The following is a 16,961-nucleotide window of genomic DNA, read 5'->3' as shown; positions in this document are numbered from 1 at the left end:
AGATTCAATTTCTGAATGATTATTGAGTAAAGCTGAAACAATCTGTTCTGCTGTCAATCTATTTTAATCTATAATATCATTTACTTTCACTTTTGAAGTGGAAGGCAATTTTCTTTTTAGACAGATATCTCGATTTCATTTTTAAATCCTGCAGAGCTTAATATCTCATTGATATAATTAGTAAACACATAGTATAAAAATGGACGATTTAGAATTGAACAAGATTCAACAACACTGGGACACGTTAATTTCTTCAGCAATTTCATGGGCACCAAGAGTTTTTACTGCAGTTATTTCTGCATTATTGATTTATCTGATTGGATCATGGATGATAAGAATGATCAAAAAGCTGGTGGAGAAAGGTTTCAAAAAAAGAAATATGGAAGCTTCTCTGCAGCATTTTCTCCTGAATATTATTAACTGGGGACTGAATATTCTGTTGTTTATCGTTGTTGTAACTCAGCTGGGAGTGCAGACCTCTGCATTTGTTGCGATGATTGGTGCTGCAGGTTTGGCGGTAGGTTTAGCTTTACAAGGCTCTCTGACGAATTTTGCAGGTGGAATTTTAATTTTATTATTAAAGCCTTTTAAAATTGGTGACTTTATTTCTACCAATTCCGGGGTTTCAGGGACCGTGCAGGCAATAGATATTTTCCATACGAAACTGGTTACCCCGCAAAACCAATTGATCGTTATTCCTAACGGGGTGGTTTCAAACAACAGTATTACCAACTTTACACATCTGGGAACAAGAAGAACATCATTGGATATAGGAGTTGCATATGATGCTGATCTTAAGCAGACCAAAGAACTTTTAATGAATGTTATTAAAAATAATCAATATGCCCTTACAGTACCTGCTCCACAGGTAGTGGTTACTGAGCTTGGAGAAAGTGCTGTCAATTTATCAATAAGAGTAAGTACATCTACAGAGAATTTTTGGGCAATGAATGAAGAACTGATTATAGGCTGTAAAGAAGCTCTCGATAAAGCCGGAATTGGAATTCCTTTTCCACAACGAGATATTCATGTTTATAATCAAACGATATAATAAAAACTCCTGTATTATTTTAATGCAGGAGTTTTTTATTGTTTAGTTAATGTACAATTGATTCTACTATAGAATATTTAGAATTAAGCTCTTCTGCTAAAATATTACATTATATTTGCCGGAAAAATAATAACTATGATCAATAAATTACTTCTTTTTATAGGTATTTGCTTTGTAACATCATCGGTAACAGCCCAAAGTCAATTTTTAGACACATCTTTTGGGACTAATGGAGTATATACATATACACCTAACAATGCTTACGGATTTATTTATGAAACCGGAGCTTTAACTGTACAGCAGAAAATTATGGTAAGTGGAACTTATCTTAATATACCTAATAATAATCAATCTACCACTAATGTTATTCAGAGACTGAATGCTGATGGCAGCATAGATAACAGTTTTAATACAGTGTTTATTCCTCCACTTTCTTCCAGCCCAATTTCACGTTTAATCAAAATGTATATTCAACCTGATCAGAAAATTGTTCTTGGGGATATTTTGGGTACTAAGTTAATTCGGTTAAATGAAAATGGGACTTATGATCCAGGTTTTGGTAGTAATGGAGTGGTTGTTAGTTCTACTTTCAATTCATTTTTTGATAATCTTGGATTGTCCGGGCCCTTTAATTTTCATAATGTTATTTTAGCAAGTAATAACAAAATTTTGCTGTGTACAACTGTCGTAGATAGTCAGTCATCAAAATTGGCGGTTCTTCGTCTTAACGAAAATGGTTCTATTGATACTGCGTTTGGAAATAATGGGATTGTGCTACAAGAGGCAAATTTGGGGCGCCTGGTAGTTCAAAATGATTCTAAATTAATATTAATTGGACAAAAAGCAGATGGGACTTTTGTAAAATCAAGATATTCGGAAAATGGTATTTTGGATAATACGTATAATAATAACTCAATATCTTATACTCCGATTCAAAATTATTCAACCTATTTCTGTACCGCTACAGGTAAAGATAATAATACTTATCTGTATGGAGTTTCGTCTTCTGCAAGCTCACCAGTATCTACTATTACTTTAATGAAATTGAATCAAAATGGAGATTTAGACAATAGCTTTGGAATTAATGGTGTTGTTAATGAATCCTATTATAATACTAATAATTATTATGTTGATAATAATATTCTTTACCCTACTTTATTATTAGATAATAGCAACCATTTATTTTTAGTGTGCATGGCCAGTCCAACAGGAAATGCTGCAGACCTTAATCAATTTGTAAAAAAGTTTAATCCTGATGGTTCTGTAGATTCTGGTTTTGGAAATAATGGAATAGTTGATGTTGACTTAAATAGTAAAGAGTTTATGAGATCTGCAATCCTGACTTCTGATCAGAAAATCCTGATTTTTGGAAATCATCAGACACCGAATAAAGGTATTATTACGAAAGTTTTAAACAACGGAAATATTTTGACTGTAAAAGATGAGAAAATTAAGAGTGAGAATTTAATCATATACCCTAATCCTGTAAAGAATACTCTGAATATTAATATCAGACAATTGAAGGATTATAGTGCTGAAATAATAGATGTGAATGGACGAAATGTATTGAAAACAATCATTAAAGATAATACAATAGATGTTAGTAACCTTGAACAGGGTGTATATTACCTGAAACTTGGAAGTATAACAAATAAGTTTATAAAAGAATAAATATAAGACGGGATTTTTCTCGTCTTTTTTATTCATTATTATTTTGTAGCAATTCCAAAGCCTTTATCATATCAATTCCCTTACCCAGAACCGGCTTAAACAAATCTCCTTTCTCTTTGATTCTGTCCAAAGCATTATTAATATTAAAATCCGTAGGTCTCAGTCTGGGCTTTAGTTCATCCCAATCCAATGGCATTGAAACTGATGCGCCCTGTTTAGGTCTCAGACTGTAGGCACTTGCTAATGTTTGTCCTGTTCTGTTTTGAAGATAATCAAGATAGATTTTTTTGTTATCTCTTTTCTGAAGACTTCGTTCTAAAGTAGTAATCTTAGGAAGCCTTTCATTCACTTGTTTCATAAGAATATGGGCAAAATCTTTTACCTGGTCAAAATCATAATGAGATCCCATGGGAATATAAATATGAATTCCTGTACTGCCGGAGGTTTTGCAATACCCTTTTACTTTAATTGTTTTTAAAACCTCATTCACCTGAAGCGCTGTTTCAATCACCTCATCAAATGTGTTTTTGGAAGAAGGATCCAGGTCTAATACCAAGTAATCAGGATGCTCAAGATCCGGTAAAGAACTGTTCCATGGGTTTAGGTCTATACATCCTAAATTATTCAGGTAGGCTAAAGTTGCTTTGTCATTACAATAAATATAGTCGATGTATTTATCATTGGATTCAGAATATACCTGTGTGGTTTTTATCCAGTCCGGAATATGATCTCCGGCGTCTTTCTGATAAAAGCTTTGTTCTTCAATCCCATTCGGAAAACGGTTCAGAGAAAGCGGTCGGTTTTTTAAATGAGGCAGAATATAAGCGGCTACTGATTGATAGTAATCAATAACGTCTCCTTTAGTAATGCCATCTTTTTGGAAATAGATTTTATCCTGATTTGTAAGTTTTACCGAATGTTTGTCCAAAGTAATCTCTTTTTCTTTTCCAGAAACTTCAGTTTTTTTTGATGATGCTTTCGTTTTCATTTCTTTAGATTTTTCGGTGAAGGATGAATCTTTGATCTCTTTAAGATCTTTGTCTTCTCGTATCCCGATAAAAACAGGATGTCTGAAAATTCCGTCTCGTGTAATTTCAGAATATTTGATTTCACATACCAGTTCAGGTTTTGTCCATGTTACCGGCATATTGGTTTTGGGAATAGTCTCGAATGGAGATGCTTTCACAACCAGCTTCTGAAGTTTCTGGTAAAGCTCTTTTAAAGAAGCATTATTAAAGCCAGTTCCCGTATGTCCACAGTAAGTAAGTTTTCCATTCAGATATTTTCCTAAAATTAAAGCCCCGAAACTCTTTCTTGAACCTCTGGGTTCTGTGAATCCACAAATAATAACCTCTTCGGTGTTGGAAAATTTGATTTTAAGCCAGTCATTGGTTCTGTGGTTTTCAATATATGGGCTTTCTGTTCGTTTTGCAATCATCCCTTCCAATTGCATTTTTCTCATCTGCGCAAAAAACTCAATACCTTTTTCCGGAATATGATCACAATATTTAATATGGTCGGTTTCTGTCAGAGCCTCTTTTAAAAGTTCCTTTCGTTGAATAAGGGGAAGCTCTTCGGTAGAATGGCCGTTCAGCCATAGAAGGTCAAAAATATGATAGACAAGGGCTGCATCAGGATTATCCCCAATTTGCTGCAAAAACTGGAAATTAGGCTTTCCCTGTTCGTCATACGCTACCACTTCACCATCCAGAAGCATATGATGTTTCTGTTTTTCAAATTCCAGTGCTATTTTTTCAAATTTGGATAAAAATGAAATCCCGTTTCGGGAATAGAAGAGCGGAACGTCATTACTTAAGTCGGCAATAGCTCTGTAGCCGTCCCATTTTATTTCAAAAATCCAGTCTTTATCATTGAAGGCTTCTTCGGAAAGCTTAGCCAGCATGGGTTTGATGTAAGACTTTAATTTTTTTTCGTTCGTTAAAGAATTGAAATTTCTGAAAGTTTTTTCGGAAGTTATGACTTCTTTTTTTCCTTTATTTTTAGGCTTTTTTTTTCCTCTAAAAATTTTGTGACCAATGATTTTGACGAGGTGTTTTCTTCAGCATCATATGGACTTTCTGCAAAATCATCTTTATGTTTGATCAGCAGCCATGAGTTGTCATCCGTATTTTTCATTTTAACCAAATCAAACTCACCTTTCAGTTTCTTACCGTGTAAAATGAATTTTAAAGATCCTGCATGTAATTCTTTCAGCAGCTCTTTTTCATCAGAAAGCTTAGTGTTTTCTTCCAAAGGCTCATAGGTTCCGCTGTCCCATACTTCCACCTGTCCGGCACCATAATTTCCCTCAGGAATATTCCCTTCAAAATCTTTATAATCGTAAGGATGATCTTCCACCATCATGGCCAGGCGTTTATCTTTTGGATCTAAAGAAGGACCTTTCGGAACAGCCCAGCTTTTCAGTACACCTTCCATTTCAAGCCGGAAATCATAATGAAGTCTGCTCGCAGCATGCCTTTGAATTACAAAAATAAGTTTGTCTTTGCTTTTCTTCGTTTTTCCTTTCGGTTCGCTGGTTTCATCGAACTTCCTTTTATTATTATAATCTTTGAGAGCCATTATGATGCAGATTTGGATTTAGAAGTATTCAGACTGGCTTTTAACTGTGCCATGAGGTCAATCACTTTACCTTCTTTTGCAGGCTGTGCTTTTTTAGCTTTTATATTTTTACCTTTTGCTTTCTGCTTAATGATTTTCATTAGTTCATCAGAATAGGTGTCTTTATACATCGCAGGATCAAATTCCTGGGAAAGCTGTTCAATAAGATTAACCGCCATTTTAAGTTCTGCCGGTTTCGGAGCTTTTTGAGTGGGGATTTTTAAATCTTTATAATCTCTTATTTCCTGATCAAACCTCAAACGGTTGAGAACGAGGATGTCATCTTTGTAAGGACGGATCATTCCAATAGCTTCCGTTTCACGGAGCACAAACGTTCCGATTCCTACCATACCTGTTTTTTCAAGAGCTTTCAGTAAAAGTCTATATGCATTTTCCCCATTTTTCTGAGGTTCCAGATAATAAGGGTTTTCAAAATACATACTGTCTACTTCCACCTCTTTTACAAACTGGTCAATAGAGAGTATTTTTGTCTTTTCGGGGCTTGCCGCTTCGTAATCTTCTTCATCAATAACGATATATTTGTCGTCCATGAGATAACCTTTGACGATATTTTCCCATTTTACTTCTTTTCCCGTATTTTCATTTACTCTTTTGAACCGGATATTGGAAAAATCAGATTTGTCGAGCATATCGAGATCCAGTTTTGTGGTTTCCGTTGCCGAATAAATTTTAACAGGAATGTTAACTAAACCGAAGCCAATGGCGCCGTTCCAAATTGCTTTCATTGTCTTACGTTTTTAAAAATCAAGCAATTAACATGCCGTTGGAGGCTCGTGTGGTACCTTTAATAGGCTTTTTGTCAAATGACAATTGTTTTTAGCCCGGACTTTTATACCTTTATATTTCCGTAATCTGTGGTTACAAAAAATATGGAAGAACTTTTTAATTATATCAAAAAATTCGGGACACTTAATCCTCAGGATGAACTTTTAATTGCTGAAGGAATTCAGGAAATTACTGTGAAGAAAGGAGAACCTTTTATAGAAGCAGGAAAGGTGAGCCAAAGAATTGCTTTTGTGAAAGAAGGGGTCTTCCGGTCTTTGTATTATAATAAACAGGGTGATGATTTTACCCGTTATTTTATTTACGAAGGAAGGTTTATCGGAGATTTTCAGGGTTTTACTGATCAACTGCCTGCTCACGAAGATATTGAAGCTATTACTGATGCTGTGTTGCTTGTGATAGATCTTAAGCATTTTAAAATACTGGAAGAGAAAATAATTGTCTGGCCGGTTTTATTTGCAAGAATCCATGCTTTTGTAGTGGAGAATAAACTGAAGGTAGCGAGTATCATGCTGAATCAGGATGCAAAATCACGTTATATTCACTTTTTAAATCATTATCCAGGTCTTGCCAACAGGGTTCCGCAATCTATGCTGGCATCTTATCTTGGTGTGACACCTTCATCCCTGAGCAGGATCAGGAGGAATATCATCTAGAATTATTAATGATAGGTGATAATTGATTAATGATGGTTTTTAGTCATTAATACATTTTACATTATACTTTGTACAATTGAGTTCCTTTTTGCCAAATGACAATGGTCTTTCTCATTGATTGTCATAGCTTTGTTCCATAAAATTTAAAGTACGAATATGGATATTGTATTAGGATTACAATGGGGAGATGAAGGTAAAGGAAAGTTCATTGATCTTATCAGTGAAAATTATGACATTACAGCTCGTTTTAATGGCGGATCTAATGCTGGGCACAGCATTGAAAGAAACGGACGCAGAATAACGCTTAAAATGATTCCTTCGGGAATCTTTATGAACGGGGTAGAGAATGTAATTGGCACAGGAACCGTTTTGGATCCTGTGAGTTTTAAAAAAGAAATTATCAATCTTCGGACTTTTGATGAGACAGTTCAGCCGGAAATGAATGTGATTATTTCATTGAAAGCTCACTTTGTGCTGCCTACTCATAAACTTTTGGATATTTTTATGGAAGAAAGCCCGGATTATACAACCATCGGAACTACGAAAAACGGAATTGCACAGGCGTATTCAAATAAAATTTTACGACAGAATGTAAGAATAGGAGATATGTTTGCTCCTGATTTTAAAAGCAGAGTTCAGCATATTTTAGCAAGAGATTATAAAATGCTGTCAGCAGGAGGCATAGAACTTCCTTCTCTGGAGGAAATAAGTAATGAGTTTTTTGAGGCTGTAGATTTTCTGAAGAGATTCAGATGTACTGAAACAGAAATATATTTAAACAATGCGCTGGCAGAAGGAAAGAAAATATTAGCAGAAGGATCCCAGGCTGCAATGCTGGATATTGACCACGGAACTTATCCTTATGTCACCTCTTCTTCAACTACCGCTTCAGGTGCGAGCAGTGGGTTAGGTATTTCACCGAAAAAGATCGGTGAAATATTTGGAATCGCTAAAGCATATTGTACAAGAGTAGGAAACGGAGTATTTCCAACAGAATTATTTGATGAGTTGGGTGAAGAAATCAGAACAAAAGGAAATGAGTTTGGTTCCAATACCGGACGTCCGAGAAGAACAGGTTGGTTAGATTTACCTGCTTTAAAGTATGCTGTAATGATCAACGGAGTTACTCAGTTAGTTCTGACTAAAGCTGATGTTTTAAGCGGTCTGCCATCTGTAGCGGTTTGTACTCATTATGAACTGGAGGATGGAAATACAGTTGAGGTTTCGGGATTGCTTCCTGAAAACGGAAAGCCTATACTGAAATGGGTGAATGGATGGGATGCTGATTTTTCCACAATGAAAAGTCCTTCGGAGCTACCAAAAGAATTAAATGAGTTTCTATCATTTCTGGAAACAGAATTAGGTATTCCGGTGGCTTATCTTTCGACAGGGCCGGGAAGGGAGCAGATGTTGAAAATGATTTAACAGGAATTATATAAAAACAAAAGAGGTTAGGAAATACATTTCCTAACCTCTTTATTTATGTAAAAAAGTTTAGTTAACTTTTGTAAGGATAAAGCGTTGTTTTGTGGAAGGCTGAACCGTTTGATCTGTAGTGCCGATTACAATAGGAGTAAGATTGGTTGTTAAGCCATCTTTTACTTCTAGTCTCAGTGCTGGCGCATTTTTGGGAGCAAATCCAAAACCATTGTTTCCCAGGTTGAATAATAACCATTTCTGAGAATCTGTATTGGAATTGGTTCTTAATTCAACAGCTGTTCCATTCGTTGTTCCGTTACCTTTTACGGTTAACACCTTTGTAGGATCTAATATAGATTTGATGATATAATATCCATGATCTGATTTGCTGAAAGTAAATCTCTGGTTATTCCCTGTAGAAGCTGAATACAGAATGATACTGGTGCCATCTGTAGTGGAACTTCCGGTAATATCCACATTTTTATCATTCGCTAAAGCTGTTCTCATTGTATAGGTTCCGTTGATTGCAGAAGTAGCATTAACAGGTTCGTACAAATGATTTATTCCTGCATAATCACCGGCAGACAAACCTGTTCTTTGCTTTGTAAAAGTAGATCCGTCCAGCTTAGTCATTACGGGCTGGCTTGAGTCTATCGCGAAGTCTGTAGACTGATACATCATGACTGAACCAAAATCAAATGCACCATGTCCTGCGTAATCATTGTAAAGGTTGAAGTTATGACGGCTGCCTTCCACGGCTTTGTTAACATCTACAATAATATACTGATCTCTGTCCGGACGACACTGTTCATGCATGATTCCCATTGAGTGCATGATTTCGTGAGCGATAATTGCGGGATAAGTAATATTATAAATTTTAATCCCGTTCACTCTGTTTTTTTGCCATCCAAGTGGTGAGCTGTTGCTTGTTGTATAAGTAAAGGTGATGTATTCTGTTTGATTCGTGCGTTCAACAAACTGCATACTGGTTTGAGAAGAGATCATATCAAATGCTTTGTTGATATTGGTAAGGAATGTATTGTAATTCTGAGTGCTCAGACTTCCCTGGCTGGGTAATGTATAATAAACCGTTGCATTCGGCCATGTCTTAATAAAGGAGCTTACAATAGTGCTTTTCTCAGCTGTTGACATTTCAGAATTGGCCTGCATCTTTAATTTATCAAACTGCTCGGAGCTAATAGTAATATCATCTGCATAAAAATATTCACCATTTACTTCATTAACATACGTGTATTTCCCGTTAATTAATAATTTGTGAATCTTTGCATTGTCCAGTTTTGTCGTTGTTTGGTCTATTGAATCTGCCTGTGTATTTTCAATATCCGACCTACATGAATTCAGTGCCAAAACAAGGCATGCTGATAAGAGTAATAGTTTACTTTTCATATTATTTAATTTTGGTTTGGTGATCAGATTGAATATGAACAGCTATATTATTACCCTACGCAAAAGATTATAAAATTAATCAAATCCTGAGTTTGATTAAGCCTTCATTATAATTCAGCTGTATAGTGTAAATATATTAATAAAAGATTATGTTTGTATATAACATAATATAATGATTGTTTTGTTGTGTTTTTGTTTTAAATGTGTATTAATTTCGATAATTTCCTGTTTTTATATTAATTTTTACTATCAGATTTCAAATTAAGTTATTTCACTAATGATTGATATGGTAGCTAAAACCTTACTTTATACTAGCGTAAAGTTTATTCTATTAACAAATTAATAAAGTGTGCTGAAATTTAGTGTATAAAAAAAGCGGGGCAAATACCCCGCTTTACATTTATGCTTTTAAGTTCAATTGTAATTCCAGTTCATCGAGCTGTGCATCAGCAATCGAAGCCGGTGCATCAATCATTACATCTCGCCCTGAATTGTTCTTAGGGAATGCGATATAATCTCTGATCACTTCGTTTCCGTCAAGGATTGCTACCAAACGGTCAAACCCGAATGCCAGACCTCCATGTGGCGGAGCACCATATTTGAAGGCATTCATCAGGAATCCAAACTGAGCTTCTGCTTCTTCTCTGGTGAATCCTAATAAATCAAACATTTTAGATTGAAGATCTCTGTCAAAAATTCTGATAGAACCACCTCCAATTTCGTTTCCGTTCAGAACCATATCATAAGCATTAGCTCTTGCTTTTCCTGGATCTGTTTCCAACAAGTGGATATCTTCCGGCTTTGGAGAAGTGAAAGGGTGGTGCATCGCATGGTAACGTCCACTTTCTTCATCAAATTCCAATAGAGGGAAATCAACTACCCAAAGTGGTGCAAATTCGTTTCCTTTTCTTAATCCCAAACGGTTCCCAAGTTCCATTCTTAAAGCAGAAAGCTGGGCTCTTACTTTGTTTTCATTTCCGGAAAGAATCAACATTAAGTCTCCTTCTTTAGCGCCGAATTTTTCGATGATTTTTGTTAAATCTTCCTCGTTGTAGAATTTGTTTACTGATGAGGTTTTTACTCCATCATTCTGGAATTTAGCCCAAACCATCCCTGAAGCTCCAACCTGAGGACGCTTTACCCAATCAACAAGCTCGTCGATCTGTTTTCTTGTATATTCTGCGCATCCTTCTACATTGATTCCTACTACTAATTCTGCATCGTCAAATATCTTAAAGTCTCTTCCTTTTACCAGCTCATTCAGTTCTACGAACTCCATTCCGAAACGGATATCCGGTTTGTCATTTCCGTATTTTCTCATCGCATCTGCGAAAGTCATTCTTGGAAAATCTCCGAATTCCTGACCTGTAATATCTTTTATCAGAGTTTTAGTCATTCCCTCAAATACGTTCATGACATCTTCCTGCTCTACAAACGCCATCTCACAGTCGATTTGTGTAAATTCCGGCTGTCTGTCTGCTCTTAAATCCTCATCACGGAAACATTTTACGATCTGGAAATACTTATCCATTCCGCCTACCATCAATAGCTGTTTGAAAGTTTGAGGAGACTGTGGCAATGCATAAAACTGCCCCGGATTCATTCTGCTTGGTACAACGAAATCTCTTGCTCCTTCCGGAGTAGACTTGATCAGAACAGGGGTTTCCACCTCAATGAAACCTTCCTCAGATAAATAATTTCTTACTTTCTGTGCCATTTTGTGGCGGAAGATCAGTTTATCTTTTACCGGATTTCTTCTGATATCCAAGTAACGGTATTTCATTCTTAATTCCTCACCGCCGTCTGTTTCATCTTCAATAGTGAAAGGAGGAAGCTGAGAATCATTTAGAATAGTCAGTTTTTCTACCAGAATTTCAATTTCCCCTGTTGGAATATTAGGGTTTTTACTTACTCTTTCAATAACTCTTCCGGTAGCCTGAATAACAAATTCACGGCCCAGTTTTTTAGCTTCTTCCATCAGTTGTGCAGAAGAGCGGTCCTGGTCAAAAACCAGCTGGGTAATTCCGTAACGATCTCGAAGATCTACCCAAATCATAAATCCTTTATCACGGATAGTTTGTACCCATCCTGATAGTGTAACTTCTTCATTCAGATTTTTCAGAGATAGCTCTCCGTTGGTGTGTGATCGAAACATAATTATTTGTTTAAAGTTCAATGTTTAAGGTTCAATTCCGAACCTTGAATTTTTCGTTGGCAAAGATAAGATTTTTGCAGGTTTTATAAATAAAAAAAACTTCCTTTCGGAAGTTTCATATGTTGTTTTCAGGTTTTTTAATTTCTATTACCCCCTTTTTCTGTCAGAATTTTCTTTATTTCTTCAGTACCTTTTGTATCATCAGCTACTTCAAGAGGTGTTTTGTTCTGGCATTTTTTATTAACATTAGCTTTGTTGTCCAGAAGGAAATTTATAATATTTTTTCTATCAGACATTACACTAAAACCAAGAGGTGAATAAGCTATGTTTCCAACGAGGAAGCATTTGTTGTAATCTCCCGGGGCAAACTGTTTTTTAAATGTTGCCACATCATCAGAATAGATGGCTTTCATCTTTTCCTGAGTCATCTTCTGAGCAGAAAACATACCGCCAGACAGTAACATTCCAAATAGAAAGGTAGTAGAGATTATTTTTTTCATAAGGATACTTTTTTAAGAATATACAAATCTAAATTAAATTTTATTACCAATTGCTAAGTTTTGATAATAATTATCGTTCTATTAATCAGATTATTCTCGTATTAATTATAGAATTGTAAAACTGCTGTTTTGAATGTCATAAATTTAAAATTATTCCAGGAGCTTAATGATTGCAGGTTTCACATATTTCCAGGTATAATCCTCAATTGTATTACTGATAGATGACTGATACTCTTTCAAAGCTTATCATATCACGTTAGGTTTTTATTACAATTTTGATTTTCTTACAAGAGCAATCTTATTAAAAACTTTCCATATGCCAACTTTTAATTGCTTTTGAATGAATACTTTTGCTAAGTAAACTAAAAGAAATCATGACAAAATATGTTGAGTTTTTGAAAAAAGCATTCAGTGGCGAAGAAACTGACTTCACGAAGGTGAATATCAGAAGTGCTGTATTGCTTTTAGCGATTCCCATGATGCTGGAAATGGCTATGGAATCTGTATTTGCCCTTGTTGATCTGTATTTTGTCGGACATTTGAAAGAAAGTGGTTTTGCTATTCAGACTGTTGGGCTTACAGAATCTGTACTTTCTGTGATGTATTCTATTGCGATTGGTATGAGTATGGCGGCAACAGCTTTGGTGGCGAGAAGAATCGGTGAGAAAAATCCCGAGCAGGCTTCCAGAAGTGCTGCGCAGGTATTGCTGGTTTCATTTGTTATTACTTTTGTTTTAAGTTTACTGGGAGTTATCTATGCTGAAGAAATCCTGATATTGATGGGCTCGAAGCCGGAAGCAGCAGCCTATGGAAAGAATTTTACCAGAATTATGATGAGCAGCAGCACAATTATTATGCTGTTATTTTTAATTAATGGTATTTTCAGAGGTGCTGGAAATGCAATGATTGCTATGAAAAGCTTATGGATAGCGAATATTGCCAATATTATTCTATGTCCAATATTGATAAAAGGATTAGGACCTGTTCCTGCTTTGGGGTTGACCGGAGCAGCTTTGGCAACAACTATAGGCCGAAGTATCGGGGTGATCTACCAGTTGTATCATCTTTTAGTAGCAGATACCCAAATCCGTATAAAGATTCCTTATTTTAAACCGAATTATGAATTAATAAAATCCATTATAAAGATTGCAACTCCCGGAATCTTTCAGTTTGTCATTGCTTCATGCAGCTGGATTTTCCTTGCAGAATTGGTAGCAACTACTGGGGGAGAAAATGCGTCCGCTGGCTATCAGACAGCTTTAAGACTGATGATGTTTTTTATGCTTCCTGCCTGGGGACTGAGTAATGCGGCATCTACACTTGTAGGGCAGAATATGGGTGCCAATGAAATGCTGAGAGCGGAACAATCGGTAATGAAGACTGTGAAATATAATGTCATCTTTATGCTGATTGTAAGCCTGATCTTTATTTTTATGGGAAATTTTTTAGTTGGTTTTTTCACTCAGGAAACGGCTATTAAAGACTTTGCTAAAAATGCTCTTCAGATTATGAGCACAGGATTTATTTTCTATGGAATCGGGATGGTAATGATTAATGCATTCAACGGAGCCGGAGATACCTGGACACCTACCTGGGTTAATCTTTTTGGATTCTGGCTGTTTCAGATTCCTCTGGCGTATTTTCTGTCAAAATATTTTGAAATGGGTCCAAGAGGAGTGTTTATTTCAATTCCTGCCGCAGAAACGCTGATTACCATAGTTGCTTTTATCTTATTCAAAAAAGGAAAATGGAAGACGATAAAAGTTTAAATGCTGGATGATGGAAGCTGGAAGAGAGAAGTAATGAAGTGTGAAATATCTAAAAATAGCTTTTGTCAGCAGTATTGAGAGAACTGATGTGCTGGCTGAGAATTGAAAAATAGTAACCTATTAATAACATCCAGCCTCCTTCTCCCAGCTTCCCTTCTTATTTTATAAAACTTTAACAGCTTCATTAATTGGATTTTAGAGCTGTATTTTATAAATTCGTGATTAACAAATACATAATTACTATGGGAAAAGGAGACAAAAAATCAAGAAGAGGAAAAATCAATTCCGGAAGTTATGGTAAAAGAAGACCTAAGAAAGCCTCAAAATCTTTTACAGCTTCAGAAGAAAAATCTAAAAAATAATTAAAATAAAAAAGACCGAAGATTTATCTCCGGTCTTTTTTTATGAAAATTAAATTAATTATTTACTTCCAAGAATATTACCAAGGATGCTGCCTAAGCCGCCGCCGCCTTGTTGTTGGTTTCCACCACCCAATACACTACCAAGTATATCGTTCAATGGATTTCCTGATGATTGAGACTGTGTTCCTCCTCCTAAAACACTTCCAAGAATGTCATTCAAAGGATTAGACTGCTGAGCCTGGGCCTGATTGGAAGCATTTCCGAGAATTCCTCCCAAAAGATCTCCAAGGCCACCTGCACCTACATTGCTCTGCTGTTTCTGCTGACCAATATATCCCATTACTACAGGTGCTAACATCGCAAGAATAGGACCTATTTTGTCTATTGAAATTCCTGTGTTTTGTGACAACTGGTTTTCAACAGTACTTTTTTGTCCGCCAAATATATGATCCAGAATAGACCCGCCTTCAGCCTGTCTTGCTTCAATCTGAGAAGCGTCATTTAAGATACTTCCATTATGGTCTTTATCTAAAGCATTATTTAAAGCTTCTGCTTCTTTAGCGTCCTGAGATTTATTTCTAAGATAAGAAATAATAAGAGGGGTAGCTACTGCTAATAGGGCGATTACCTGGTTTTTGCCGATTCCGAATTTGTTTTCAGCCTGTTCAGCAACCTGATTGCCTGTGTTCCCTGTAAGTAGGTCAATTAAACTCATTTTTTGTGTTTATTTAGTATTAAGTGAACCAAAGTTATCAAAAAATATGCCTCGCGAATTGACTGACTTTCATAATTATTGTTAAAGTTTCTGATAACCTTTCAGAAGACCTTAGTTTTTAATAATAGGAACATTAGAACAGGCTTCCCCGAACATTAAAGATTTTACAATTGGTTTTAACTGTTCTACCAGTTCTATATAAGCATTTTCAGGAATATCTTTATCTGAACAGCCTTTTACCAGAACTCTTTTACCTCTCATTTCCTCAAAATCATGAGTCTGGATAGCATTGTGCATTAAAATAACATCAAGATCTTCACGGCTTCCGAAGACTATTTTTTTTGCAACATCAGTAAGTTTTGCTGTCAATACAAAATAAGCCCAAAGCGGGATGATTGTATCTACCGAGTTATAAATGTATATATAAGAGTCTTTGTATAGTTCAGTATCTATTGCCTCTACCTTTTCACGAAAATCTTTTTCTTTCAGGATCATTTCCTGAAAAAGAAAATCTTTAAGATCAATTCCTTTTCTTTCTCCTTTTGGAAGTAACGTGGCAAGGTCAAAATTGATAAGGCCGCTTTCAGCAACTTTATTCCGGATTTCAAATTCTTCTGACATTTTTTATCATTATCTTTGAACAAATTTACGAATTAAGATCATATCTATTTTAATTTGTTCTCTATCCTTACTATAGAAATGAAGTATTATATTATTGCAGGAGAAGCTTCTGGTGATTTGCACGGAAGCAATTTGATGAAAGCCTTAAAACAAAAGGATCCGAATGCGGAGTTTAGGTTTTGGGGCGGCGATCTGATGAAAGCTCAGGGCGGAACACTGGTAAAACATTACCGTGACCTTGCTTTTATGGGATTTCTGGAAGTGGTGATGAACCTCAGAACCATTCTGAATAATATTAAATTCTGTAAAGAGGATATTCAAAAAAACAGACCTGATGTTTTGATTTTAGTAGACTATCCCGGTTTCAATCTGAGAATTGCGAGATTTGCCAAAGAACTTGGGATCAAAGTTGTTTATTATATTTCGCCGCAGCTTTGGGCATGGAAAGAAGGACGTGTAGAAATTATCAAAAAATATGTGGATGAAATGATGGTGATTCTTCCTTTTGAAGAAGATTTTTACAGAAAACATGGAGTTCATTCCCATTTTGTAGGACATCCTTTGCTGGATGCTATTTCGGATCTGCAGGAAATCAGTATTGAAAAATTCAAATCAGATAATGGTCTTAACGAAAAAGAAATCATTGCGCTTTTGCCGGGTTCCAGAGAACAGGAAGTAGAAAAGATGCTTGAAATAATGCTTTCCGTAAGACCGCATTTTAAAAACTATCAGTTTGTAATTGCCGGAGCACCGAGTCTTCCTAAAGAATTTTATCAGAAATATGTGGATGAGAATGTTCATTTCGTATCCAATAAAACCTATGATCTGCTGAGGTGTTCCAAAGCAGCTCTTGTAACTTCCGGAACAGCTACCCTGGAAACAGCACTGTTGAATATTCCTGAAGTAGTTTGTTATCGTGGAAGCAAAATTTCCTATGCCATTGCGAAAAGATTAGTGAAAAACATCAATTATATTTCTCTGGTTAATCTGATCATGGACAGAGAAGTGGTGAAAGAACTTATTCAGAATGATCTGAATACTAAAAACCTGGTAGAAGAACTCAATAAAATTATATCAGGTGAAAAAAGAACACAGGTTCTGAATGATTACGAACTTTTGAGAGAAAAGCTTGGTGGAAAAGGCGCCAGTGATCATGCTGCTGAGGTAATATTGAAAGTATAGTCTTTCCGATGTTTTTGAGAATTTAATCTA

The 16,961-nt window shown here is 35.7% G+C and carries 15 protein-coding genes; 7 read left to right on the top strand and 8 right to left on the bottom strand.

The window, feature by feature from the left end:
* The first annotated feature begins 199 nt into the window (after positions 1-199).
* A complete protein-coding gene (locus LC457_RS20385; protein ID WP_223601485.1) occupies positions 200-1,051 on the top strand; it encodes a mechanosensitive ion channel family protein in 852 nt (283 codons plus the stop codon).
* A 135-nt stretch (positions 1,052-1,186) separates the two neighbouring features.
* Entirely contained in the window at positions 1,187-2,722 is a 1,536-nt protein-coding gene (locus LC457_RS20380; protein ID WP_223601484.1) for a T9SS type A sorting domain-containing protein, read from the top strand.
* A gap of 28 nt (positions 2,723-2,750) precedes the next feature.
* Here LC457_RS20380 and ligD read toward each other — a convergent pair whose 3' ends face one another.
* From ligD to LC457_RS20365, 3 genes are all read right to left on the bottom strand, one after another.
* Positions 2,751-4,625: a DNA ligase D gene (ligD, locus tag LC457_RS20375; RefSeq protein ID WP_223601483.1), complete on the bottom strand. Its 1,875-nt coding sequence runs from the start codon at positions 4,623-4,625 to the stop codon at positions 2,751-2,753.
* A gap of 71 nt (positions 4,626-4,696) precedes the next feature.
* Positions 4,697-5,302 (bottom strand): DNA polymerase ligase N-terminal domain-containing protein, encoded by a 606-nt coding sequence (locus LC457_RS20370; RefSeq protein ID WP_223601482.1) that lies wholly within the window; start codon positions 5,300-5,302, stop codon positions 4,697-4,699.
* Positions 5,302-6,087, bottom strand: a complete 786-nt coding sequence (locus LC457_RS20365; protein WP_223601481.1) for a Ku protein — start codon at positions 6,085-6,087, stop codon at positions 5,302-5,304. Before LC457_RS20365 ends, LC457_RS20370 begins: the two co-directional genes overlap by 1 nt.
* Positions 6,088-6,231: 144 nt before the next feature.
* Here LC457_RS20365 and LC457_RS20360 point away from each other — a divergent pair, with 144 nt between their 5' ends.
* Together LC457_RS20360 and LC457_RS20355 are read left to right on the top strand one after the other, a co-directional pair.
* The gene (locus LC457_RS20360; protein WP_223601480.1) at positions 6,232-6,801 is read left to right on the top strand and encodes a Crp/Fnr family transcriptional regulator; all 570 of its coding nucleotides are present in this window, start codon (positions 6,232-6,234) and stop codon (positions 6,799-6,801) included.
* 156 nt (positions 6,802-6,957) lie between these two features.
* Positions 6,958-8,226, top strand: coding sequence for an adenylosuccinate synthase (locus LC457_RS20355; RefSeq protein ID WP_223601479.1), 1,269 nt, complete (start codon positions 6,958-6,960; stop codon positions 8,224-8,226).
* 69 nt (positions 8,227-8,295) lie between these two features.
* Here LC457_RS20355 and LC457_RS20350 read toward each other — a convergent pair whose 3' ends face one another.
* The 3 genes from LC457_RS20350 to LC457_RS20340 all read right to left on the bottom strand — a co-directional run bounded on the left by LC457_RS20350 (position 8,296) and on the right by LC457_RS20340 (position 12,282).
* A complete protein-coding gene (locus LC457_RS20350; protein WP_223601478.1) occupies positions 8,296-9,627 on the bottom strand; it encodes a M12 family metallopeptidase in 1,332 nt (443 codons plus the stop codon).
* A gap of 400 nt (positions 9,628-10,027) precedes the next feature.
* Positions 10,028-11,782 carry an aspartate--tRNA ligase gene (gene aspS / locus LC457_RS20345; protein ID WP_223601477.1) on the bottom strand — a complete coding sequence of 585 codons (1,755 nt, stop codon included), beginning with the start codon at positions 11,780-11,782 and terminating at the stop codon, positions 10,028-10,030.
* Between the two features lie 137 nt (positions 11,783-11,919).
* Positions 11,920-12,282 carry a hypothetical protein gene (locus tag LC457_RS20340; protein ID WP_223601476.1) on the bottom strand — a complete coding sequence of 121 codons (363 nt, stop codon included), beginning with the start codon at positions 12,280-12,282 and terminating at the stop codon, positions 11,920-11,922.
* A gap of 374 nt (positions 12,283-12,656) precedes the next feature.
* Here LC457_RS20340 and LC457_RS20335 point away from each other — a divergent pair, with 374 nt between their 5' ends.
* Positions 12,657-14,051, top strand: a complete 1,395-nt coding sequence (locus LC457_RS20335; protein WP_223601475.1) for an MATE family efflux transporter — start codon at positions 12,657-12,659, stop codon at positions 14,049-14,051.
* A gap of 242 nt (positions 14,052-14,293) precedes the next feature.
* Positions 14,294-14,413, top strand: coding sequence for a 30S ribosomal protein THX (locus LC457_RS20330; RefSeq protein ID WP_081983639.1), 120 nt, complete (start codon positions 14,294-14,296; stop codon positions 14,411-14,413).
* Positions 14,414-14,471: 58 nt separating this feature from the next.
* On the opposite strand, the gene LC457_RS20325 is transcribed toward LC457_RS20330, so the two are convergent.
* Both LC457_RS20325 and LC457_RS20320 read right to left on the bottom strand, forming a co-directional pair.
* Complete coding sequence (locus LC457_RS20325) at positions 14,472-15,128, bottom strand: DUF937 domain-containing protein (protein WP_223601474.1); 657 nt, start codon at positions 15,126-15,128, stop codon at positions 14,472-14,474.
* A 111-nt stretch (positions 15,129-15,239) separates the two neighbouring features.
* Entirely contained in the window at positions 15,240-15,749 is a 510-nt protein-coding gene (locus LC457_RS20320; protein ID WP_047386039.1) for a DUF2480 family protein, read from the bottom strand.
* A gap of 78 nt (positions 15,750-15,827) precedes the next feature.
* Between LC457_RS20320 and lpxB the strand changes: the two genes are divergently transcribed.
* On the top strand, positions 15,828-16,931 hold the full coding sequence (lpxB, locus tag LC457_RS20315) for a lipid-A-disaccharide synthase (protein WP_213277176.1): 1,104 nt from the start codon (positions 15,828-15,830) through the stop codon (positions 16,929-16,931).
* The last annotated feature ends 30 nt before the right edge of the window (positions 16,932-16,961 follow it).

Origin of the sequence: Chryseobacterium sp. GVT01B, from assembly GCF_019970045.1 — a bacterium.
Lineage (GTDB): Bacteria > Bacteroidota > Bacteroidia > Flavobacteriales > Weeksellaceae > Chryseobacterium.
This window is presented reverse-complemented; position numbering and strand designations above follow the sequence as displayed.